The sequence below is a fragment of the Legionella gresilensis genome, assembly GCF_900639865.1.
Classification (GTDB): Bacteria; Pseudomonadota; Gammaproteobacteria; order Legionellales; family Legionellaceae; genus Legionella_C; species Legionella_C gresilensis.
Genome location: NZ_CAAAHX010000008.1, coordinates 38,476 through 59,352, shown reverse-complemented (window position 1 = coordinate 59,352; position 20,877 = coordinate 38,476). Strand labels below are relative to the sequence as shown.

Below are 20,877 nucleotides of genomic sequence, written 5' to 3'. Positions count from 1 at the left end.
TTAGGAAGTTAAATTGGAAAGGGAGGATGTGCGCCTCTATGGCGCACAGAATAGTTAAGAACAATTACCATTAATTACACAATTTTTAAGATCAGTCGCAAACTTAAAGTTATTGTTTTGATCATAAGTCACTTCCCAATTAAAAACACCACCAATCAGGCCATAAGCACGAGGAGGCACATAAGTGTCACAACTTGTGCTGCCTACTGTCGCTGTTTTTAAACATTGAATAGCTCGCTTAATAGTACTTGTTGGCGTTACAGGCGAGCCATCACTAGCGCCACTTGCATTCGGTGCTGGATAACCGATTACAACTTGACTAGGTTTTAAGTAACTAATATAAGGTTGAAAGCCAGTAGCACGACCATTAACAGTAGCAGGCCAATTTTCAAGTAAATCAGTAGCCATAGCGACGCTGAAATTTGGAGAGCTAGTTGGTGTAGGGCCATAGCAAACTAAATCAATGCCAAATGCACAACCAGTATTATATAATTGAATCCCTACCCACGCTAAAGAATTGTGAGTTTGCATAATTAAGGAAGCATAATTTCCCCAAGTAGCATCAAAACCACTCGTTGCTGCAACATTAGCCACTTGCGGTGTTAAAGTGATTAATAAAGAGGGTTTTTGCTGATACATGGTGTTGATAATGCTAGCTAACACAGCAATATCACCTTGTGGTTGAGAGAAGGTGCCACCCGCATTTATTCCATGTTCAATATCAATATCAAATCCATCAAAACCATATTGTGTTATTAATCCATTTAATGAATTGATAAACGTTTGTTGAAAGGCTTGTGGTGAAGAAGCAGCACTTAGAACTTGATGAAAATCAACGCTGGTATTTGGAATACTTGTTAAAGCCCCACCTAAAGAAAGAATAGCTTTAATGCCGGCATTATGCAGAGATTGAATATATTCTTTTGTAACTGTATCAAAGGCAGGAACAATAACACCAGGAGTGGATGTACTAAATACACCAAAGGCAATCATGGCATGGGTATAACCAGCACTTGCTAACGCTTGAGCAGTAGGTGGTGTTTTCCAACCAGGTATATAGGTAATTAGTCTACCTCCAGTTGGATCTGTGTTTTTGGTGAACGTAATCGTTTCAATGGCATTGGCTGTTGCAGTCAATGGCTGTGGTGAAAAAGAAACTGAGTAGCCAGGAACATTTTCAGCTGACACTGTGTAAATAGCGCCTTGCGTTAAATTAATTACTTTAGAGCCAGAACCATTAGTTAAGCTAATAACTTGCGCAATGGGCCCCGTATTATCATTGGGTGTTAGTGTTACTCTTAATGAAGTAAGTGTGATTGGTGCATTACGTACATTAATAGTAACAGCTGCTTGTGCAACTTGCACACAACGATAAGTTAAATTAACAATTGGCGGTGTTGTTGCATTAGCTATAGCGCTAGTAGGTGCAAATGTAGGCGTACAATTATAATTGTTATAATTGATTGGTGCTGTAGAGAAGCGATACGTACGGCCATTTTTTAATTGCGAAGCAGTGCTTGTAGAATTCCAAGTTACTGCTTGAGAAACTGAAGTATTCGTTGAAGTGTCTGTAAGTAAAACACTCGGATTAGCAGTATAGCCAGTTAACTCTGCTGGCAAGGTTTGTACTCTAAAGCTAATCTTACCCACATTTTGCACTAAAGTATAAGTGATTGTAGAAGTAACTGTTTGATCAGCAGAAAGTTGTATGGTACTTGGTACAGCACTGCCCTGATAAGTACTACCGGTCGTATCTGCTACATTTTCAGGTGAAATAGTATAATTTCCTGTCGCTAAATCAGTGACATCTAACGTTGCTCCCCAACCTAATTGTACATCTCGTACATTTTGACCATTCATCGTAATGTGAACAAGTGCATAATTCTGGGTGACATTTGTCGGTTTTGTAGAGCTATTCTTCAAACGAATTGTACCTGTGCTAGGTGCAGTTTGTAGGTAAACATTAGCAGTGCCTTCAATATGATCTTCAGACGGAACACCATATTTAATTTGGATAGAACTACCTGCAGGTAACATTGTTGTTGTACCAGGATAGGTAGGAAAATGAAGATTAAGTGTTGCCAAAAAATTATTATCAGATTGTGGCTGAGAAGTGATATTTAAATTATTATCCGGATAGGGCAGTGGCGCAAAATCACCCCAGAAGGCTGTATTTACAGCCGTTTTACTTTTAAATGTAATACTTGCATTTTGAAAGTCAACGGGTTTTCCGCAATTATTTGTTAATTTTAGAGTAACTTGTTTCCAATGTTGGGTACCTGAAGATGAAAATTGTGCGGTAACGCAGGTTGTTGGTTGGGCGATCGTTAGTGCTTTAGAAGAGATAGCAGCAGAAGCTGAAAAAGAAATTAAAGCACTTAACCCATATAAAAGATATTTCATTAAAAACTCCTTTCTTGAGTTAATTAAGATTTATTAGATGAGACAGCAAGCTATAAATTAAACTTAACTTTTTAGGCCTAAAACTTATTAATCCTAAACTTAAATTTCGATATTAAATCATGAACTATTTGAGAGAGTAGTATGTTTACCGTTTTTTTAATAATTTCATTTTTGTAATATCTTACTAATAAAAAAAAATAAGAGTTGTTTAAAAAGTTAGTTTTGTTTGTCTGATAAATTAGACAAAAGTTAGTATTTATCAAGAAAAATAACCTGTCAACCAAGCATTTTTTGATGATTGGAATTAATTTTCGTTAGTAAAAGGCTAAGAACATGAGTTATATAAAGTTTTGTTAATTTAAATTTAATTAATTTTAACAAATCCTTACAGTTAGGTTACTTTGAGGCTTAATAAACTTAAGCCTCGAGAAATATATTATAATGATAAGCTTTCTAACTAAATCCTTCTAGGACAATCTTGCCTACGGAACGTTCACTTTCGATTAAAGAGTGTGCACGACGTAAATTAGTAGCATTAATAACACCAAATTGCTCGTTAAGTGTTGTTTTAATTAAATCTTTTTCAACTAGTCGCGCAGCTTCGTTTAAAATTTCATGTTGTTTAATTAAATCAGCAGTCATAAACAGTGATCGAGTGAACATAAGTTCCCAATGAATGGAAATACTTTTTAATTTGAAAGCTTTAAAATCCAATTGCATAGGATCATCAATAAGGGCAAATTTACCTTGTGGTTTGAGGCAGTTTATTAAATCTAAACCATGGTGATCTGTATGAGTTAAGCTAATAACATAATCGACCTCATTTATTCCAGCGTTAGTTAACTGAGGTTTAATGGGTTGATTATGATTTAAAATATGATGAGCGCCATTATTTTTCACCCAAGTTTGGGATTCAGGCCTGGAAGCAGTACCTATAATGGTTAAAGAAGTTAACTGCCGAGCCAATTGAGTTAAGATAGAGCCTACACCACCAGCGGCACCAGTAATAAGAAGGGTTGATTTTTCATTATTTTGAACATTTAAACGATCAAATAATAATTCCCAAGCAGTGAGCGTTGTTAAAGGTAAGGCAGCAGCTTGGCTATATGAAAGAGTCTTAGGTTTAAAGCCTACAATTCGTTCATCAACTAAATGATATTCACTATTACAACCTTGACGATTAATAGCACCTGCATACCAAACTTCATCACCTGGCTTAAATAAAGCAACTTGATCACCAACTTCTTTCACAATACCTACTGCATCCCAGCCGGGAATTTGATATTGACCATCTTTAGGTGGAACCATATAAGCGCGGGCTTTACAATCAACAGGGTTCACCGCAATGGCTTTTATTTCTACTAATAAATCATGTCCTTGCGCTTTAGGTATAGGTAAATCTATATCCTCTAAAACATCAGGTGCACCAGCTGTTTTGTATCCAATTGCTTTCATAGGTAAATCTTCCTTTATTTTGCAAGTTAGCATAGCTTGTAAAGCGATGACTAAGCTAGTCTTTAAATTCAGCTTATACTTAAAGTAATAAGTCAGGTATAAGAGACAAAAACGCTTTATATCTGTTAAACAAAAAATATAAGATACTTAGCCTATATACCAGATTAACACTAACGGCTTGTTTGATATAAGACAAAGATAGTTTATAGCTTGTGTATGGATTCTATTTAAGTAGATAACGCTTAGGAGACTAAATATGAAAGCGATATGGGCTGTCACAATGTTACTAAGTGTTATTGCAACTACTTATGCTGCTACAAGTTATAAGCCTATGACCATTAATCTTAAGCCGACAGATACTCAATTTCAAGTTATATTACCTGCTAATCCAACGACAGGTTATCAATGGACTTTGCATAACTACGATAGATCATTATTGCGTTTGGTTTCTAATCAATTTAATCCACCTAACTCAAAGCTAATGGGTGCAGGCGGCCAAACTGTTTTCACTTTTGAAATAATACATGGTGCCGTAACCCCCGGTGTTACCTCTCTTGTTTTTAGCTATGCAAGATCTTGGGAAAATCAGGGAGGGACGTCCCAAACCGTGACTGTTCGCTTTCGAGATACGCCCGTTAGTGCGCAATAGCTTTTTTACTGAAATACAATGATAAATAGATGATAAATTAAACCGATACTAATTTAATCTATAAATAATTATCTACTTTTGATTTTCTTTTACGAAACGGTAAATAGCGAGGTTCCCAAAATAAATCATTAACTATTTTTTCTAGATCAGCTTCTTGATTTTGCTCAGCTAAATTTTCTTCAATAGCCTCTCTAGCTACTGCCACGGCAATATATTTTGCAACAGTTTGTGCGTCATCTAATGAAGGGAGAAGGGGTAGAAAGCTATCTTTTCTACTAGGGGCAAACTCGCTTAACGCTTGTGCTGCTGCCCAAATCATCCTTTTTGAAAGGCGACTGGCTTGAACTGCTAAGACACCTAAGCCAATTCCGGGAAAGACCAAGGCATTATTGCATTGGGCAATTTCAACTAGGCGATTTTGATATTCAACTGCTGGAAAAGCAGTTCCTGTTGCAATAAGTGCTTTCCCTTGACTCCAGTTTAAAATATCCGCTGGTTGTGCTTCACATTTATCGTCAGGATTAGAAAGTGGAAAAATAATAGGCCGCTCGCAATTATTAGTCATGATCTCAATAATATCTTGCGAAAAAGCGCCGGGCTGGGCCGAACAACCAATTAATATAGATGGTTTAACATGGCGAATGGTATCTGTTAAAGAAGGGTATTGTTTTTCGTTAATAGCCCAATCAGCAATATCGTTAAGTTTGCGAGCGTAAGGTTTCTGAGCATTTGTAAGCTCTAAATCATGCTCCATCAACAGACCTTGGCGATCAATTAACCAAAAACTAGCGTAAGCTTCTTCTGGCTCTATACCAAGTCTCACAAAGGCATCAACAATTTGGTCACTAATCCCTGTACCTGCGGAACCAGCGCCAAAAACAACGATACGATGTTCATGGATTTTCTTGCCAGTCACCTCACAAGCTGCAAGTAAAGCGGCTAATGTAACAGCCCCAGTTCCTTGAATATCATCATTAAAGGTACATAGTTCATTTTTAAACCGATCTAAGATGCGCCTTGCATTGCCACGGCCAAAGTCTTCCCAATGTAAAAAAGCATTAGGAAAGTTTTTGTGCACAGTTTTAACAAACGTTTCGATAAATGCATCATATTGTTCGGCATTAATCCTTGGATGTCTGCAACCTAGATAAAAAGGATCGCTAAGTAATTCAGTATTATTTGTCCCCACATCTAAAAAGACAGGTAGAGTACGCGTCGGGTTAATGCCGCCGCATAAGCTGTAAACCATCAGTTTTGCGACTGGTATATCCATGCCACCAATGCCTTGATCACCGATGCCAAGGACGCCTTCGCCATCGGTAACAACAATAACATCAATTTCAGGATTAGATCGGTTGCCAATAATTTCTTCAATTTGATTTTTATCCGAGTGGGCTATATATAACCCTCTTGGTTGACGATATTCATGACTAAAACGTTTTACAGCTGTACCGACAATGGGGGTATAAATGGTTGGCAACATTTCAGCTAAATGACGGCTAACCAGTTTATAAAATAAAATTTGATTTTTATCATGTAAATTATTGAGATAAATATTTTGTTGTAAGCTCGTTTTATAGCTTGAAAATTGCAAATAAGCACGTTTAACTTGTTCTTCTAATGTTTCAACCCGATGCGGTAATTTTCCTAGTAAGCCAAATTCTCGTCTTTCATCAAACGTAAAAGCAGTGCTTTTATTTAATTGCGGCAAGGTTAATAGCGCTTTACCATTGATGGATGTTTCAAGATATAGTTCACCTGTTCCTTCATCCCGAGAAATATCAAAATCTAACATAATTATTATCTTTAAAATAAATTGCTAAAATAGCCAATTGGTACAATTAATTCAATTAATGTGGCTTACAAAAATAATCAAGAACCGCACATGGCAGAACGAGGTAACTAATGTTAACATCTTTAATTTTATAACCACGAGGTTAATATGGTTAAACGTTTAATAGGATGCCTTATGATGCTTTTTTTAACAAGCTGTATGGCTCATGATGAAGAATATTATCGTAATAATCCACGCGTATTGCAAGCAGCACTTAAAGAATGTCCTAATAAACAGCCTTCTATAAGCTGTGACAAACTTAATGATATCGCTCAGGATATGAATCGTTTTGCTTTTGAATTACAGGTAAATCCACAACGATTTGGCCAAAAAATCTTAAGTTTACAAATGCAATTAGCAAACATACAAAATGAATTAGAGAATAATCCAAAGCAATCTGCTTTAAAAGAAAAGATAGATCAAGATAAACACGAATTAAAAACGCGTCTAGCTGTAGTAAAGTGGTTAGAATCACCTGAGAGTAGACCATGAGAATTTTAATAAGTAATGATGATGGAGTATATGCACCTGGAATTCGTGCATTAGCTCACGAAATGGCTAAAATTGCAGACATTGACGTTGTGGCGCCTGATAGAAACCAAAGTGGCTCTAGTAACTCCTTAACGTTAACGAAGCCTGTGCATGTAGCTAAGCTTGAGAATGGTTTTTATAGTGTAGAAGGTACGCCTACAGATTGTGTGCATTTAGCTTTAACAGGGCTCCTAGATAATGTTGCAGATATTGTCATTTCTGGCATTAACGATGGTGCTAATTTAGGAGATGATACGCTTTATTCAGGCACAGTCGCTGCTGCAGTTGAAGGACGTTATTTAGGTTTCCCTGCACTCGCTTTTTCAATGGTAGGCGATAATATTAAGCATTTTGATACTGCTGCGATTATTGCGCGCAAATTAGTCTCTAAAATGCGGCCTAAAATGTTACCTATACAAACTATATTAAATGTTAATGTGCCTGATTTACCGTTAAATAAAATTAAAGGATTTCAAGTGACTCGGCTAGGCACACGTCATGGCGCAGAGCCTATAGTTAAAGATGTTGATCCCCGCGGTCGTCCGATTTATTGGATTGGACCTCCAGGGATAGAAGCTGACGCGGGCCCTGGGACAGATTTTTATGCCGTTAGCCAAAATTATGTGTCAATTACTCCACTTCATTTAGATATGACCCACCTTAAAGTATTTAAAGAATTAACGACCTGGGTAGATAAAATTGAGCTGACCTAGTTTGGTAGAGAGATAGAATAGTGACGAAAGTAAACGAGTATTATTAATTTAGGATAAATGACTTAATTGCTTAAGTTAATTTAGTTTTCAAGGAGATTATGCGGAAATTTTTTTATTTATTGCTACTTTCAACGTTAGTAGGTTGCCATGAACAAAATTACGTAGCGCCTGTCGAAGAGTTAAAATGGCATTCATACCTAGGCCGACCTGCAAAACATGTTGTTCGCCCTGAAGAAACTATTTATGCAATAGCTTTTCGCTATGATTTAGATTTTCGTGAACTATTAAGGTATAACAACTTAACAAAATCGCGGCTGTATGTTGGGCAAGTATTACAAATACCACATTACAGCTCTAGACGTTTATCTTGGCAACCTGAATCTAGTTATATTAACAAGCCTTTAACTCACCAAAAAATGCCTTTTAAAGCTACAGGACATTGGTTTTGGCCAGCACACGGTAAGATTGTTAGTAATTTTAATCCTAATTTTGGTAAAAAAGGCATAAATATTGCTGGTAAAAAAGGTGGAGTGGTTTATGCAGCCTCTTCAGGCATTGTGGCTTATGCTGGAAATGGTCTAGCAGGTTATGGAAATTTGATTATAATTAAACATGGTGATCAATTCCTTACCGCATATGGAAATAATTCGCATAATCGCGTGAAAGAGGGCCAAATTGTTAAAGCTGGCCAGATTATTGCCGACATGGGTATTGTGGATAGGAAATTTTGGGGGGTTCACTTTGAAATTAGAAAAGCAGGGCAACCAGTTAATCCGACTGAATTTTTGCCGCAGTTATAATTTAAGAATTATTTAAAATTTATATAAATTAAGTTTCAAAGTAAGCCAATTTCTCAGAACTGAATTCAACACAAAGGTGAAATCATGCAGGCAGATAATGATTCAATTAAAGAATCTGAATTACCAGATGAAGAATGGAATGAGCCAGCCGACGACCTAATTGCCTCTGATGATATAAGTCTTGATATTGAAATTGAGCCTGTTGAGTTTGAACCTGATTTTTCAGACGAAGAAGCGTTTCCAACGTTTCAGCGTGGCCGCCAAGCAAGTAAGATAATGGATGCGACACAACTGTATTTAAGTGAAATCGGTTTCTCACCGCTCCTTTCAGCTGAGGAAGAAGTTCATTACGCTAAATTAGCGTTAAAAGGAGATGTTGATGCTCGAAAAAAGATGATCGAGTCAAATTTACGTTTAGTCGTTAAAATTGCTAGGCGTTATTTAAATCGCGGCCTTCCACTTTTAGATTTAATAGAAGAAGGCAACCTTGGCCTTATGAAATCAGTAGAAAAATTTGACCCTAATCGCGGTTTTCGTTTTTCTACCTATGCCACTTGGTGGATTAGACAAACAATTGAGCGTGCTATTATGAATCAAACACGCACAATACGTTTGCCAATTCATGTGGTTAAAGAGCTCAATGTTTATTTGCGTGCTGCAAGGCATTTAACCCAAAAATTAGATCATGAACCTTCACCTGAGGAGATTGCTGACTTAGTTGATAGACCATTAGAAGACGTACAAAAACTTTTAGGCTTAAATGACAAAGTGACATCAATTGATACACCTATTGGTTATGATGAAAATAAATCTCTTCTAGATACTATTCCTGACGAAAATAGTATGAATCCGGCAGAGTTATTAACTGATGAGGATTTGCGAGTACATATTGAGTCTTTACTAGATAAACTAACAGAAAACCAACAACAAGTGATAGCAAGACGCTTTGGTCTGCGTGGTTTTGAGAAAGCAACCTTAGAAGATGTCGGTAAAGAAATTGATTTAACAAGAGAACGAGTTAGGCAAATTCAAGTGGAAGCTTTAAAAACATTAAGAGGTTTATTAGAGCGGGTTGGTTTAACGCAGGAAGATTTATTCTGATTTAGCTGTGCTATAGCTAATCAGTTAAGTTGCCAGTTACACAGGTAACTTATAAATATAAATTTAGCACATTAACAAAATAAATTCGTAACATAAACAAGTTTCGAATTTTACCTTGGCCTAGAGTTATTTCGATTATTTTATAAAAAACAAGAAGCTAATACTATAAATCCTTATCACTGGAAATAGGATAAATTAATAGCTTACCTTATCTAATAATTAGAGATTCTAATTAAATATATATGTAGAATTACTATACTTAATTTATGGCAAACTTTAAATCTCATGTGAATTATGAAGAGAGTAACTTTTGATAACCTTCTGAAAGCTGTTAATGACGCCTATAATTTGAAAGAAGTGGCTGAAAGGCTAAGGACTTCTACAGCAGGAGTTTCTGCACTGTTTTGCCTTTTAGGGAAGGGTAGAGAAGAATTAGCTAACTTAGATAAGAAATCGGAAACAAAAATACGGGAGCGTTTTTTAGATAATAACCTATTTGATTATTTATTAAAAAGAAGAGATTTAAGAGCATTAAATAAAGAAGATAAAAAAAGACTCTTAAATTTTAATGTGTCTACTTTAGCGGCAATATTTTCATGTGACTTTGATAAATTCAAGCAAGAGTTAGAAGATAAGGGAGTAAACCCTAAGGATATGTACGGAGGGAGATTAAGCCCAGAAGATTATTTAGAAGCTCAACAATTTATTGAAAGGGTAAGAAGCTTGCGTGGAATAAGACCAATATCTCATCAGGACAGAAACTCTCAACAAAGTTACTCCCCAATCCACCCCTCTACAAATTTATCCCAACCTCCTTTTACTGAATTATTTATAGATCAATTAGATACTTTAGAAAATAAATTGGCTTTTTTACTGAGCCGTTTGCTGGAGATAGATTTGAATGATTATGACTCGTTAAACTATTGGCTTGAGGATGTGTCTAAAATTGTGCAGACTATTATGGCAAGAAATTCAAATAAAGCAGATGCACTTCGTGATATCAGGGCAACACTCAGTATATCCCATGTTCCTAACACCTATACGCAACAATTATTATCAAAGATTGCTAGTAATTTAAACAACCCTCAGCTAAATATCTTATGTAATGGATATAATTACCATAGTCATCAAAATTATTCATCTAACTTGCCTTACTCTGAAACTACATCTGTTTTATCAATGAGACAAGCCAACTTAGAGGGAGCAATAGACTTAGAAAAAATGACAGAAAGAGCACCTAAAGCCAGACGAGTTAATTCCTTTTTTGTAACGCCACTAGAGGATAATCTTTTACACACAAAGCTTGAAGAATTTGCTGATAGATTTTTTACTATTGATTTTACAGAAGAAAATTCCGTTGATAACTTGTCAATTTGGCTTAATGATTTAGAAACTTACTTACAATCCTTTGAAATCCTAGAAGGAAAATTAGAGATAGAAACATTAGCACAGGCTTTACCAGTAAGCTTTAATGAACCTGAAATTAGAAGTCAATTCCTTGCCCTAAATTCTATAAATGGTCCCTACTTCAATTTACTAATAAAAGCCATAAAATCTAAATATCCTGATTCTACCTATTTCTCACCGCGGGGCTAATGTGATGCAAAATCACTCAATATATAATGTCTCTTTTACCCTATATCTCTTTATCTTATTTGAATAAAATTAGTTTAAGAAATATAACTAGCTACAATTTAGCAATATCTAATCCTCGCCAACAAGCTGAGTAATCTTGCTGCCTGGCAGGATGCAAATATGCCTTTTCACTAATTAACCAAGGCTGAGATGTTTCAAACATAAAAGCAAGGGTATTTTCATAGCGAGTAGGCTTTTGCTCTTCATGAATCATATTTTTATAAGTTTCACTATCAGGGCCATGAGCTGTCATACAATTATGAATACTAATGCCTCCAGGTAGAAAACCATCTTTTTTAGCATCGTATTCGCCTTGAATTAAGCCCATTAATTCGCTCATGATATTGCGATGAAAATAAGGTGGTCTAAAAGTATGTTCTGCAACCATCCAGCGTGGAGGAAAAATTACAAAATCTAAATTAGCAATGCCACTACTACTACTTTCAGACGTTAATACAGTAAAAATAGAAGGATCTGGGTGATCAAAACTGACAGTGTTAATAGTGTTAAATAAAGATAAATCATAGCTATAAGGTGCATAATTACCATGCCAGGCTACTACATTAAGTGGTGAATAATTACTTCGACAAAGCCATAAATGCTGAGCTGACTTACAAATCAGAACAACTGGCTGATTAAGGTCTTCAAAGGCGGCAACGGGATAAAGAAAATGACGTGGATTAGCTAAGCCATTAGAGCCAATAATCCCTAAAGAAGGAAGTGTTAAGGGTTGTGCTAAATTTTCAGCTAAATAGCCACAGGCTAAATCATCTTTTAATTCCACTTTAAATTTAACACCACGTGGGATTACGGCAATTTGTCCAGGACCTATCTCTAAACGACCAAATTCGGTAAATAATGTAATATTACCTTGATATGGTACAAACAACATTTCGCCATCATAATTGCTAAAATAACGATTTGTCATAGATTGAGTACATTGATAAAGATAAGTATTTACAAGTTGATTACCGGCAATAAAGAATAAGCTATTTACAAAATCTACTTCGGTAGTAGGTATAGGTAGTGGTAACCAGCGATAGGGATTAGGGGGCTGTAAGGCAATAAATTTTAATGCTGGTTCATGATGGTAACTGTAATCACCTTGGGTCACAGAGGGTGCGGTGCGATATAGCCAGCTGTGTAAGTTAAGATGACGAGGTCTTGTAAAAGCGCTACCACTAAGTTGTTCAGCATAAAGACCATAAGCACATTGCTGTGGGGAATTTTGATTTTGGGGTAAGGCTCCAGCAATTGCTTCTGTTTGATGATAATTACCAAATCCTGCTAACACACCTTTCTCCTTATAAATAATTATAATTTAATGTATTCCCGTAATTTGCTAATAGTTGCATTCTAAGTCACTTTATACAAGCCTTTCAAAGTTATAAACGAATTAAATTATTCTTTATTTCTTAACACTATAGTTAGTGTCTGACATTCTTTTTAAGGTCATGACAGGATATAATTTAACATTTATCATTGAGTAGATAGAGGTAGGTTATGGCAGGTCATAGTAAATGGGCAAATATTAAATTTAGAAAAGGTGTCCAAGATGCAAAACGGGGAAAAATTTTTACCAAATTAATCCGAGAAATTACTGTTTCAGCTCGGATGGGTGGGGCTGATGAAACCAGCAATCCAAGGTTAAGGGATGCTATCGTTAAAGCTCTCAAAGCTAATATGAAGCGTGATACAATCGATAATGCTATTAAGCGTGGGGCCGGAGGCTTTGAGGGCGATAATATGATGCAAATGCGTTATGAAGGTTATGGTCCTGGCGGTGTAGCCATTTTAGTGGATTGTTTATCTGATAATAAAAATCGTACCGTCTCTGAAGTGCGTCATGCGTTTACTAAACATGGTGGTAATCTAGGTACGGATGGCTCTGTTTCATATTTATTTACAAAACAAGGCGAAATTCTACTTGCTGCTGGTCAACCAGAAGATAAGGTCATGGAAGTTGCTATTGAGGCAGGTGCTGAAGATGTTACTTCCGAAGAAGGACAGATTGAAATTATTACGGCTGCTGAAAATTATCATAATATTTTGCAGGCATTACAAGATTCAAACTTTGAAATTGAGCAATCTCATATCACCATGCGTGCTCAAACGACCGTAAAGCTTGATCAAGAAACAGCAGAATCATTAGTTAAGTTAATAGATATGCTGGAAGATTTGGATGATGTGCAAGAAGTACATAGTAATGCTGAGCTCCCTGAGTCACTATTCGAATCGGCCCATTAATGAGTGTTATATTAGGCATTGATCCTGGCTCCCGGGTAACAGGCTATGGTGTTATTAAGGAAGAGAAGCGTAATATACATTATCTTGATAGTGGATGTATTCGTACATCGGACGGAGATTTAAGTGGTCGACTCTTACAAATATTTGATGGTATTTGTCAAATCATGGATGATTTTAACCCTGATGAAGTAGCTATTGAAGAAGTTTTTATGCATCAAAATCCGAATGCTGCTTTAAAATTAGGTCATGCTCGTGGCGCAGCATTAGTTGCAGCTGCATCTCATCGTATTCAAGTTAGTGAATACTCAGCTAGAGAAGTAAAGCAATCTATAGTCGGCTATGGCGCAGCTGAAAAAGATCAAGTTAATCATATGGTTGTGCGGTTACTGATGTTAAATCGTCCGCCCCAGAAAGATGCGGCTGATGCATTAGCTATTGCAATTTGTCACAGCCATATGCGAAACAATATTAATAAGCAATTAGGCTTAAGGAAGCGAAGATGATTGGTTGGTTACAGGGTAAGATTATTGATAAACAACAGCCAGGAAAGCTAGTAATAAATGTTCAAGGAGTAGGATATGATGTTGAAACATCCCTGCAAACTTTTTTTAAACTGGAGGGTGGTAATGATGCTGTAAGTTTGCATATCCACACCGTTGTTCGTGAAGATGCCTTTTTATTATACGGTTTTTTAGATAAGTTAGAACGATCAGTATTTAGAGCTTTAATTAAAATAAATGGTGTAGGCCCACGGGTGGCTATAGGAATACTTTCTAGTGTTACCCCTTTAGAGCTTATTCAATCAATTAGTCAAAATAATATTAATTTTTTAACTAAATTGCCTGGAATAGGTAAAAAAACTGCCGAGCGTCTTATTATTGAAATGAAAGATATTGTGAATCAGTTAGCCCAAAATGAAGCATTTGCAATGCCAGATCAAAATATATTAGGTAGTCAGCAGGAACAACATGAAGCAATTTGTGCTTTAGAAGCTCTAGGTTATAAATTCCAGGAAGCAACAAGGATAGTTAAGAAATTAGATGATGGTAAAAAAACGTGCGAACAACTAATTAGAGAGGCATTAAGACATTTAGCTAGCCATAGCATATAGATATAAATTATTCCAGGGTTACTTCGTAACGCTAAGTCATATTGGAAATTATTTAACTATATCTTTCTTGATCTAAATCGCTATTTTTATTAGGTAAGTTAATTGGAAAATAGACGCGCACAATAAGGCCTGTGCCTTCTTTAGGCGAATCTAATTCAACACGAGCACCATGTAAATCACAAATTTGCCTAACGATAGCTAAACCTAAACCACTACCTGTTGTTTTATTACCAAGCACTCTAAAGAAACGTTCAAATACTCGACTTTGTAATTCACTAGGAATACCGGGGCCATTATCTTGAACCTGTAAAACAAGTTCTTCATCTTGCAGATAAACTTTAACTAAAACTTTACCAGCTTCCTTACAGTAGCGAATAGCATTATCGACAAGGTTACGAATTAAAATACTAAGCGCCGTTGGATTTCCCTCAAACTTTGGTAGGTATTCGTCATGCTCAAATTCTAATTCAATTTGTTTTTCTACCGCGCTAGGTGCTAGCATAGCTAAAATTTCACGGGTTATCTTAACCAAATTAACTTCATCAATGTCATTAATACTTGCTGCTTCAGGAACTAATTTACTCATGGTTAATAATTGTTGAACAATATGCGTGCTGCGATTAACACTCGCAATTAGTTTTTGTAAAGCTTGATTCTTTTCTTCAATATCGTTTATGTTTAAGGCAACTTGCGCTTGCGTTTTAAGCGCTGCTAAGGGCGTACGCAACTCATGTGCTGCATCAGCTGCAAAGCGTTTTTCCCTCTCAAAGCCTTCTTGTAAACGAAAAAATAACTTATTTAATTCATCTATAACAGGTTTGATTTCTTCTGGCACTTCCTGTAAATCGACTGGCTCTAAATGAGTAGGCGCTCGATTGGCTACCTCTTGGGCAACTCTATCTAAACTATCTAAACCGCGGCCAATAATAATCCAAATTAATAAGCCAGAAAGAGGAAAAGTAAGTAGCATAATATAAAGATCATCTTGAGCAATGCGATGACCTAACTCATTACGGGTATCGTAGCGCTCCGCAATGACAGTACGGATACCTGCTTGGGCATTATAAGTTGTAAAAACACGCCATTTTTGATTCGCTATGATTTTATCACTAAAACCATCCGTTTCAGCTGTTAATGGGATTCTAGGTGCAGCTGATGAATGCAACAGTAATTTGCCACCATTGGTCCATACTTGAAAGTTAAATTTGTCTAAATAATTTTTAGGCGGTAAGTCATTTAAAAACCGGCGTTGATAGAAATTTTCAATTTTTTGCGGAATAACTTCTAAATTATCTTGAATTTTAGTAAGTGGACGCTGATGTACATCATCACCAAGTAACGCTTGATAAGATAAGGCTGAAATAGCCATCAAAGTATCTAAGTGTTCTTGAATATCCTTTTGATCCAGATAATAATTACCGATGGCGGTTAAAGTTGTAGTAATTGTAATAGCTAACAATAAATTAATTAATAAAAATTTACGTATAGATGATTTCATCAGGTGTGATGGCTCTCATTCTTTTCTACCATATATCCAACACCTCGAATGGTACGAATAAAATTTGCATTAAGTTTTTTACGTAAATTATGGATATGAACTTCCAGCGCATTACTATCAACATCTTCATCCCAACCATAGATACTTTGCATCAATTGCTCACGTGATAAAACCTGTCCGCTATTTTCAAGGAGTTTTTGTAAAAGCGAAAATTCACGTCTTGGCACATTAACCATGACATCATCAACATAAACAGAGTGAGCAGCTGGGTCAAGAGTAATATTGCGATATTGTAAAATAGAATCTGCACGACCCTGTGATCGTCTAGCTAACGCTCTAACTCGTGCACTTAATTCATTTAAATCAAAAGGTTTAATAATATAATCATCTGCGCCGCTATCTAAACCTTTAACGCGATCTTCAATAGATTCTCTGGCAGTCAAAATGATAACAGGCGTTGTATGGCCCTCACTTCGAATCGATTGTAAAAAGCCTAAACCAGATAATTTGGGTAAACCTAAATCAAGAATAATTAATTCGAATGATTCAGATTTAACAGCTGCCCGTGCAGCTTCCCCATCTTTCAGCCAATCGACAACATAGCCAAACTGAGTTAAACCTGTTTTGACAGCATCCCCAAGTAACTCATCATCTTCAACTAGTAGCAATCTCATCGTTGCTCCTCTGGTTTTAATAAGCTATGAGAAGAGTCCGAAGTCGGTGACTCTTTTTCTTTATCTAGTACATGGCGGGTCAAGTATAAAGCTTGTAAGAAAACAAATATTAGTGTTAAGCCAGCACCACCAAATAATTTAAAATTAACCCATACATTAGTATCGTAATGATAGGCAACATAGATATTAGCCGCGCCCATGAGTATAAAAAATAATGACCATGCATAGTTTAGCCTAGACCAGATTTTGGTAGGCAAACTAATATTGCTATCCATAATTTTTTGAATTAAAGGTTTGGTAGCAAAAACAGGTGATAGAAGAAAAACAAGCGCAGTTAACCAATAAATACCTGTTGGTTTCCATTTTATAAACCAAGGATTATGGAAAAATAAGGTTGCTCCACCTAGCACTAAAATAATAGCCAAGCTAAACAAATGCATTTTTTCATAGCGTTGGTGCTTTAATCTAAACAGAATAACTTGAAATAGAGAGGCAACCATAGCAATAGCTGTAGCAACATAAATGCCAAAGAGCTTATAGCCTATAAAAAAAAGAAATACCGGAAAAAAGTCAAACAGTAATTTCATAGTATTCAACTTAATTAGTTAATTAACCAATTATAACACATCATTTATATATAACTTGCAAGTGTAAGTTTAGATTTTTGTATTAATAATTAAACAATTACTAATATATTAGTTTATTTTTTAAACTTCTGCATAAAAATTTATTAAGTTAAGTAGAAGGATGTCGCATCTCTTTTATTGCAAAATTACCCATCACCAGAGTTTTTGAAAACGGTTAATCTAGAGCCAAGATTAGTCGAAAAAAACTGAAAAAGTACCGTTTTATAAAGTACATGAGCGTTTTTGAAGCTTTTTTCCCATGAGATTGGCTCTTAATAGTCGTTTTCTAGAAAGTCTAATAAAATTTCAGGTTAATAAAATTAGACCGACATTTTTTATTAAAATGGTGCAAGGCTAATCTCTATTAACTATAAGCTTTAACCTATAAATATTTTCTGCCCAGGTTTTAATCTTTTATTATTGATATTTGGATTTAACTTTTCTAATACTGCTATATTAGTATGATGGCGTTTAGCAATCTTACTTAAACTATCACCTGCAAGAATAGTATAAATGCCAGGCGTGGTTTTTTTACGCCAAATAATCAATTGCTCGCCTTTAACTAAGTTTGGCCTTGCTGCAAGCTTATTCCAAGATTTTATATCTTGAACATTGATATCATATTTTTTTTCTAAGCTTTGCCATGTTTCACCCGGCTGAACAATATGAATTACTTTATAAGTCTGTGTGCTTGGGGGTCTATCAGCAATAACATTCATAGAAGGTTTAGGTTCTGCTGTAGGGGCATTACGAGTACTAGGTATTAGTATATACTGCCCTTTCTTTACTCTATCTGACTTGAGTTGGTTAAGCTCACGTATAAGCTTTGCTGTAGTAAAGTAGCGTTTGGCAATGGAGTTTATATTATCGCTTTTTTGTATTTGAAGCCGTGTCCAGCTTACACGTTTATCCTGGGGAAAATTAGCAAGATTTCGATTAAAATCAGCTACCCTACTAGCTGGAATCAATAATTTAAACGGTTGATAAGGTGCTGTTGCCCAACGGTTAAAGCCAGGATTTAATTTTATTAAATCTTTATAAGTAATACCTGCTAATTTTGCAGCATGATTTAAATCTATCTGGCTACCAATATTTACTTCTTCAAAATAGGGCGCATAAGGAATATAGGGTAAGCTAATATGATAACGTTGCGGGTATTTGATAATTTCAGCTAAAGCAAGAAAGCGTGGAACATAAAATCGCGTTTCATTTGGTAGAGGCAAGGACCAAAAGCGTGCACGATATCTTTGTCTGCTATGTTTTATAGCACGCAGAACAGTTCCTTCCCCAGAGTCATAAGCAGCAATAGCTAACACCCAATCACCATGGAAAAAGCGATTTAAATAGGCTAAATAGTTTAATGCAGCATTAGTTGATAAGCCAATACTACGACGGCCATCAAACCACCAGTCTCGTTTTAAACCTAACTCACTGCCTGTTCCAGGCATTAGTTGCCATAAACCTGCAGCGCCTGCTCCAGAGTAAGCAAAAGGATCATAGGCACTTTCAAGCATAGGTATTAGTGCAAGCTCTCCAGGTAACTTTCTCTTTTTAATTTCTGTAACGATATGATAAATGTAAGGCTCAGCCTGGGCAAGTTTTTGAATATAGCCTGGATGAGAAACTAACCAGCGTATCTGTGCTTGTACTTCAGGTTGAGTAACTTCATGGGGCATTGAAAAATGATTACGCAACTCATCCCAAACGGTTGGAATTGAAGCACTTTGAACTGGATTTAAAAGAAAGCAGAATTGTAATAGTAAAATTAGTTTTATTCGAATAGTTCTTTTAGCCTTCAATATTAAAGCCTGTCTCTAGCCAAATGGCCTAACAGTGTACTCGATATAATATAGGTGAGGAATATTTTTTTACGATTTATTCTGACTAAATTTTCAAAATTATGCCTTAATTTAGTTAAAATTGTCCTTACAGTTCCTTATTTGTTTAAAAACCGCAAGGGGATCTTCTGACTTGCAACCATGCATTTTGGCATAGTTTATTACGGGTAGCATATTTATTCGTAAAAAAGGATTAATTTCTCTTTCTAAGGAAATAGTAGAGGGTAATGAACAGGCGTTAGCATTTTTCCCTAATTCCTGTTGAAGCTTTTGAATTACTAAATTTTGAGGCTCTACAGTTGCAGCAAAACGTAAATTTTGTCGTGTATATTCATGCCCGCAGTAAACTTTTGTTTCCCCTGGTAAGGCTTTAAGCAAATTTAAAGAATTAAGTAATTGCTCATAGGTTCCATCAAACACTCGGCCACATCCTGCAGAAAATAGAGTATCACCGCAAAATAAGAGTTGCTTAGTGGTTTCAAAGTAACAGATATGGCTTGAGGTATGGCCAGGGATACTTAATATCTGAAATTGCCAAGGTTCAAGTTCAATTAGATCATTATTTTGTAAGGTATGTTGAACAAAAGGGATTCTAGTGTCCGGCGGTCCATAGACAATAGCGTTAGGGTTAGCAAGACAGAGTTCAGGAACACCTCCAACGTGATCCATATGGTGATGGGTAAGTAAGATGGCTTTAAGAAAGAAGCCAGTTCTTTTTAAATAATCTATAACCGGTTGAGCTTCTCCAGGATCAACACACATAACATTACCTATAGTGTCAATAAGAAGCCAAATATAATTATCTCTAAAAGCTAATAGTGGTGTAACTAACACAACATTCCTTCATAAATTGTAAGTACATCCATTTATAAATATCATGTTATTCAATTAAATAAAATGATTTATTGGGATTAAAAATTTTAGTTAAAAATTCCAGAATTATCTTCATTTCTTGAGCTAGGCTGTAAGGAGGATTTATAATTATTAAGCCAGAACCTATCATTGATGCCTTATTTGGTGCGTTCAACGAAAATTCAATACGTAATTTAGCTCGAGGTCTACTAGCATTAATTTTTTCAATTAAGTGCGCATGCAAACCCCGATTAAGAATAGGGTACCATATACAATAAACCCCCGTTTCGAAGCGATTCATGGCTTTTATGACAACATTTGCAATGTCTTTATACTCTGTTTTAATTTCATAGGAGGGATCGATAAAAATGAGCCCGCGACGCTCTGGTGGGGGCAATAATGATTCTAATGCTGTAATTCCGTTTGTGTGACCAAAGAAAACACGTTTATTAAAGCGTGGTATAGTTTTTAGCTGATTAAATTCTTGAGGATGTAATTCAAGGCAGGTTGCGCGATCTTGTATACGCAAATTTGCCAGGGCTAAAGAGGGTGAACCAGGATAGTAGCGAAGCTTTTTATCTGGATTTAGTGATTCAATTACTCTCTTATACGGTTCAAATAGAGATGGTAAAGTCTTGCGAGCCTCCCAAAGAGGAATAATACCTGTATTAATTTCACCCGTTTTCTTTGCTTTATGATCTTGTAAATCATATAAACCAGAACCAGCGTGGGTTTCTAGATAGAAAAGAGGCTTATCTTTCTGGGTTAAATAATTTAGGATACGGCATAAGGTAAGATGTTTAATTACATCTGCAAAATTTCCGGCATGATAACCATGTTGATAGCTGAGCATAACTTTTTGATTTAGCGAAATTTCTGCAGTATACGGCTTTAACTGCTGCAAATCTAC

The 20,877-nt window shown here is 35.9% G+C and carries 19 protein-coding genes; 9 read left to right on the top strand and 10 right to left on the bottom strand.

Translation table 11 applies throughout. The features are described from left to right. Window positions 1-54 precede the first annotated feature (54 nt). Together E1P04_RS11140 and E1P04_RS11135 are read right to left on the bottom strand one after the other, a co-directional pair. The gene (locus tag E1P04_RS11140) at window positions 55-2,403 is read right to left on the bottom strand and encodes a glycosyl hydrolase family 18 protein (protein ID WP_131782985.1); all 2,349 of its coding nucleotides are present in this window, start codon (window positions 2,401-2,403) and stop codon (window positions 55-57) included. 453 nt (window positions 2,404-2,856) lie between these two features. Continuing rightward, complete coding sequence (locus E1P04_RS11135; protein ID WP_131782984.1) at window positions 2,857-3,858, bottom strand: zinc-binding alcohol dehydrogenase family protein; 1,002 nt, start codon at window positions 3,856-3,858, stop codon at window positions 2,857-2,859. Window positions 3,859-4,114: 256 nt separating this feature from the next. Between E1P04_RS11135 and E1P04_RS11130 the strand changes: the two genes are divergently transcribed. Further along, a complete protein-coding gene (locus E1P04_RS11130; protein ID WP_207386015.1) occupies window positions 4,115-4,507 on the top strand; it encodes a protease inhibitor I42 family protein in 393 nt (130 codons plus the stop codon). Between the two features lie 58 nt (window positions 4,508-4,565). Here E1P04_RS11130 and E1P04_RS11125 read toward each other — a convergent pair whose 3' ends face one another. Next, the gene (locus E1P04_RS11125; protein WP_131782983.1) at window positions 4,566-6,302 is read right to left on the bottom strand and encodes an NAD-dependent malic enzyme; all 1,737 of its coding nucleotides are present in this window, start codon (window positions 6,300-6,302) and stop codon (window positions 4,566-4,568) included. A gap of 174 nt (window positions 6,303-6,476) precedes the next feature. Here E1P04_RS11125 and E1P04_RS11120 point away from each other — a divergent pair, with 174 nt between their 5' ends. The 5 genes from E1P04_RS11120 (at window position 6,477) to E1P04_RS11100 (ending at window position 11,082) form a co-directional block, all read left to right on the top strand. Further along, the gene (locus E1P04_RS11120) at window positions 6,477-6,833 is read left to right on the top strand and encodes a hypothetical protein (protein ID WP_131782982.1); all 357 of its coding nucleotides are present in this window, start codon (window positions 6,477-6,479) and stop codon (window positions 6,831-6,833) included. Continuing rightward, entirely contained in the window at window positions 6,830-7,585 is a 756-nt protein-coding gene (surE, locus tag E1P04_RS11115) for a 5'/3'-nucleotidase SurE (RefSeq protein ID WP_131782981.1), read from the top strand. Before E1P04_RS11120 ends, surE begins: the two co-directional genes overlap by 4 nt. A gap of 98 nt (window positions 7,586-7,683) precedes the next feature. Continuing rightward, window positions 7,684-8,385 carry a peptidoglycan DD-metalloendopeptidase family protein gene (locus tag E1P04_RS11110; protein ID WP_131782980.1) on the top strand — a complete coding sequence of 234 codons (702 nt, stop codon included), beginning with the start codon at window positions 7,684-7,686 and terminating at the stop codon, window positions 8,383-8,385. An 84-nt stretch (window positions 8,386-8,469) separates the two neighbouring features. Next, window positions 8,470-9,486 (top strand): RNA polymerase sigma factor RpoS, encoded by a 1,017-nt coding sequence (rpoS, locus tag E1P04_RS11105; protein ID WP_131782979.1) that lies wholly within the window; start codon window positions 8,470-8,472, stop codon window positions 9,484-9,486. 294 nt (window positions 9,487-9,780) lie between these two features. Further along, complete coding sequence (locus tag E1P04_RS11100) at window positions 9,781-11,082, top strand: hypothetical protein (RefSeq protein ID WP_131782978.1); 1,302 nt, start codon at window positions 9,781-9,783, stop codon at window positions 11,080-11,082. A 91-nt stretch (window positions 11,083-11,173) separates the two neighbouring features. On the opposite strand, the gene hmgA is transcribed toward E1P04_RS11100, so the two are convergent. Further along, window positions 11,174-12,415 (bottom strand): homogentisate 1,2-dioxygenase, encoded by a 1,242-nt coding sequence (hmgA, locus tag E1P04_RS11095; RefSeq protein WP_131782977.1) that lies wholly within the window; start codon window positions 12,413-12,415, stop codon window positions 11,174-11,176. A gap of 209 nt (window positions 12,416-12,624) precedes the next feature. Between hmgA and E1P04_RS11090 the strand changes: the two genes are divergently transcribed. From E1P04_RS11090 to ruvA, 3 genes are read left to right on the top strand one after another with little or no spacing between them, the layout of a single operon-like run. Then, the gene (locus E1P04_RS11090; RefSeq protein ID WP_131782976.1) at window positions 12,625-13,368 is read left to right on the top strand and encodes a YebC/PmpR family DNA-binding transcriptional regulator; all 744 of its coding nucleotides are present in this window, start codon (window positions 12,625-12,627) and stop codon (window positions 13,366-13,368) included. Beyond that, window positions 13,368-13,871: a crossover junction endodeoxyribonuclease RuvC gene (gene ruvC, locus E1P04_RS11085; RefSeq protein WP_131782975.1), complete on the top strand. Its 504-nt coding sequence runs from the start codon at window positions 13,368-13,370 to the stop codon at window positions 13,869-13,871. The genes E1P04_RS11090 and ruvC overlap by 1 nt, the downstream gene beginning before the upstream one ends. Next, a complete protein-coding gene (gene ruvA / locus E1P04_RS11080) occupies window positions 13,868-14,479 on the top strand; it encodes a Holliday junction branch migration protein RuvA (protein WP_131782974.1) in 612 nt (203 codons plus the stop codon). Before ruvC ends, ruvA begins: the two co-directional genes overlap by 4 nt. Before the next feature lie 52 nt (window positions 14,480-14,531). On the opposite strand, the gene E1P04_RS11075 is transcribed toward ruvA, so the two are convergent. The 6 genes from E1P04_RS11075 to E1P04_RS11050 all read right to left on the bottom strand — a co-directional run bounded on the left by E1P04_RS11075 (window position 14,532) and on the right by E1P04_RS11050 (window position 20,820). Next, a complete protein-coding gene (locus E1P04_RS11075; RefSeq protein ID WP_131782973.1) occupies window positions 14,532-15,977 on the bottom strand; it encodes an ATP-binding protein in 1,446 nt (481 codons plus the stop codon). After that, window positions 15,977-16,651, bottom strand: coding sequence for a response regulator (locus tag E1P04_RS11070; RefSeq protein WP_131782972.1), 675 nt, complete (start codon window positions 16,649-16,651; stop codon window positions 15,977-15,979). The genes E1P04_RS11075 and E1P04_RS11070 overlap by 1 nt, the downstream gene beginning before the upstream one ends. Beyond that, window positions 16,648-17,238, bottom strand: a complete 591-nt coding sequence (locus E1P04_RS11065; protein WP_131782971.1) for a septation protein A — start codon at window positions 17,236-17,238, stop codon at window positions 16,648-16,650. Before E1P04_RS11065 ends, E1P04_RS11070 begins: the two co-directional genes overlap by 4 nt. A 416-nt stretch (window positions 17,239-17,654) precedes the next feature. After that, on the bottom strand, window positions 17,655-19,079 hold the full coding sequence (locus E1P04_RS11060) for a lytic transglycosylase (protein WP_427853318.1): 1,425 nt from the start codon (window positions 19,077-19,079) through the stop codon (window positions 17,655-17,657). A 108-nt stretch (window positions 19,080-19,187) separates the two neighbouring features. After that, on the bottom strand, window positions 19,188-19,949 hold the full coding sequence (gene gloB, locus E1P04_RS11055) for a hydroxyacylglutathione hydrolase (protein ID WP_131782970.1): 762 nt from the start codon (window positions 19,947-19,949) through the stop codon (window positions 19,188-19,190). Window positions 19,950-19,995: 46 nt separating this feature from the next. Beyond that, window positions 19,996-20,820 (bottom strand): 23S rRNA (adenine(2030)-N(6))-methyltransferase RlmJ, encoded by an 825-nt coding sequence (locus E1P04_RS11050; RefSeq protein WP_131783086.1) that lies wholly within the window; start codon window positions 20,818-20,820, stop codon window positions 19,996-19,998. Between the last annotated feature and the right edge of the window lie 57 nt (window positions 20,821-20,877).

Bases quoted from the DNA above. Each gene is read 5' to 3' on its own strand.
- E1P04_RS11140 (WP_131782985.1), bottom strand. From the start codon at position 2,403: ATGAAATATCTTTTATATGGGTTAAGTGCTTTAATTTCTTTTTCAGCT.
- E1P04_RS11135 (WP_131782984.1), bottom strand. From the start codon at position 3,858: ATGAAAGCAATTGGATACAAAACAGCTGGTGCACCTGATGTTTTAGAG.
- E1P04_RS11130 (WP_207386015.1), top strand. From the start codon at position 4,115: ATGAAAGCGATATGGGCTGTCACAATGTTACTAAGTGTTATTGCAACT.
- E1P04_RS11125 (WP_131782983.1), bottom strand. From the start codon at position 6,302: ATGTTAGATTTTGATATTTCTCGGGATGAAGGAACAGGTGAACTATAT.
- E1P04_RS11120 (WP_131782982.1), top strand. From the start codon at position 6,477: ATGATGCTTTTTTTAACAAGCTGTATGGCTCATGATGAAGAATATTAT.
- surE (WP_131782981.1), top strand. From the start codon at position 6,830: ATGAGAATTTTAATAAGTAATGATGATGGAGTATATGCACCTGGAATT.
- E1P04_RS11110 (WP_131782980.1), top strand. From the start codon at position 7,684: ATGCGGAAATTTTTTTATTTATTGCTACTTTCAACGTTAGTAGGTTGC.
- rpoS (WP_131782979.1), top strand. From the start codon at position 8,470: ATGCAGGCAGATAATGATTCAATTAAAGAATCTGAATTACCAGATGAA.
- E1P04_RS11100 (WP_131782978.1), top strand. From the start codon at position 9,781: ATGAAGAGAGTAACTTTTGATAACCTTCTGAAAGCTGTTAATGACGCC.
- E1P04_RS11090 (WP_131782976.1), top strand. From the start codon at position 12,625: ATGGCAGGTCATAGTAAATGGGCAAATATTAAATTTAGAAAAGGTGTC.
- ruvC (WP_131782975.1), top strand. From the start codon at position 13,368: ATGAGTGTTATATTAGGCATTGATCCTGGCTCCCGGGTAACAGGCTAT.
- ruvA (WP_131782974.1), top strand. From the start codon at position 13,868: ATGATTGGTTGGTTACAGGGTAAGATTATTGATAAACAACAGCCAGGA.
- E1P04_RS11075 (WP_131782973.1), bottom strand. From the start codon at position 15,977: ATGAAATCATCTATACGTAAATTTTTATTAATTAATTTATTGTTAGCT.
- E1P04_RS11070 (WP_131782972.1), bottom strand. From the start codon at position 16,651: ATGAGATTGCTACTAGTTGAAGATGATGAGTTACTTGGGGATGCTGTC.
- E1P04_RS11065 (WP_131782971.1), bottom strand. From the start codon at position 17,238: ATGAAATTACTGTTTGACTTTTTTCCGGTATTTCTTTTTTTTATAGGC.
- E1P04_RS11050 (WP_131783086.1), bottom strand. From the start codon at position 20,820: ATGCTCAGCTATCAACATGGTTATCATGCCGGAAATTTTGCAGATGTA.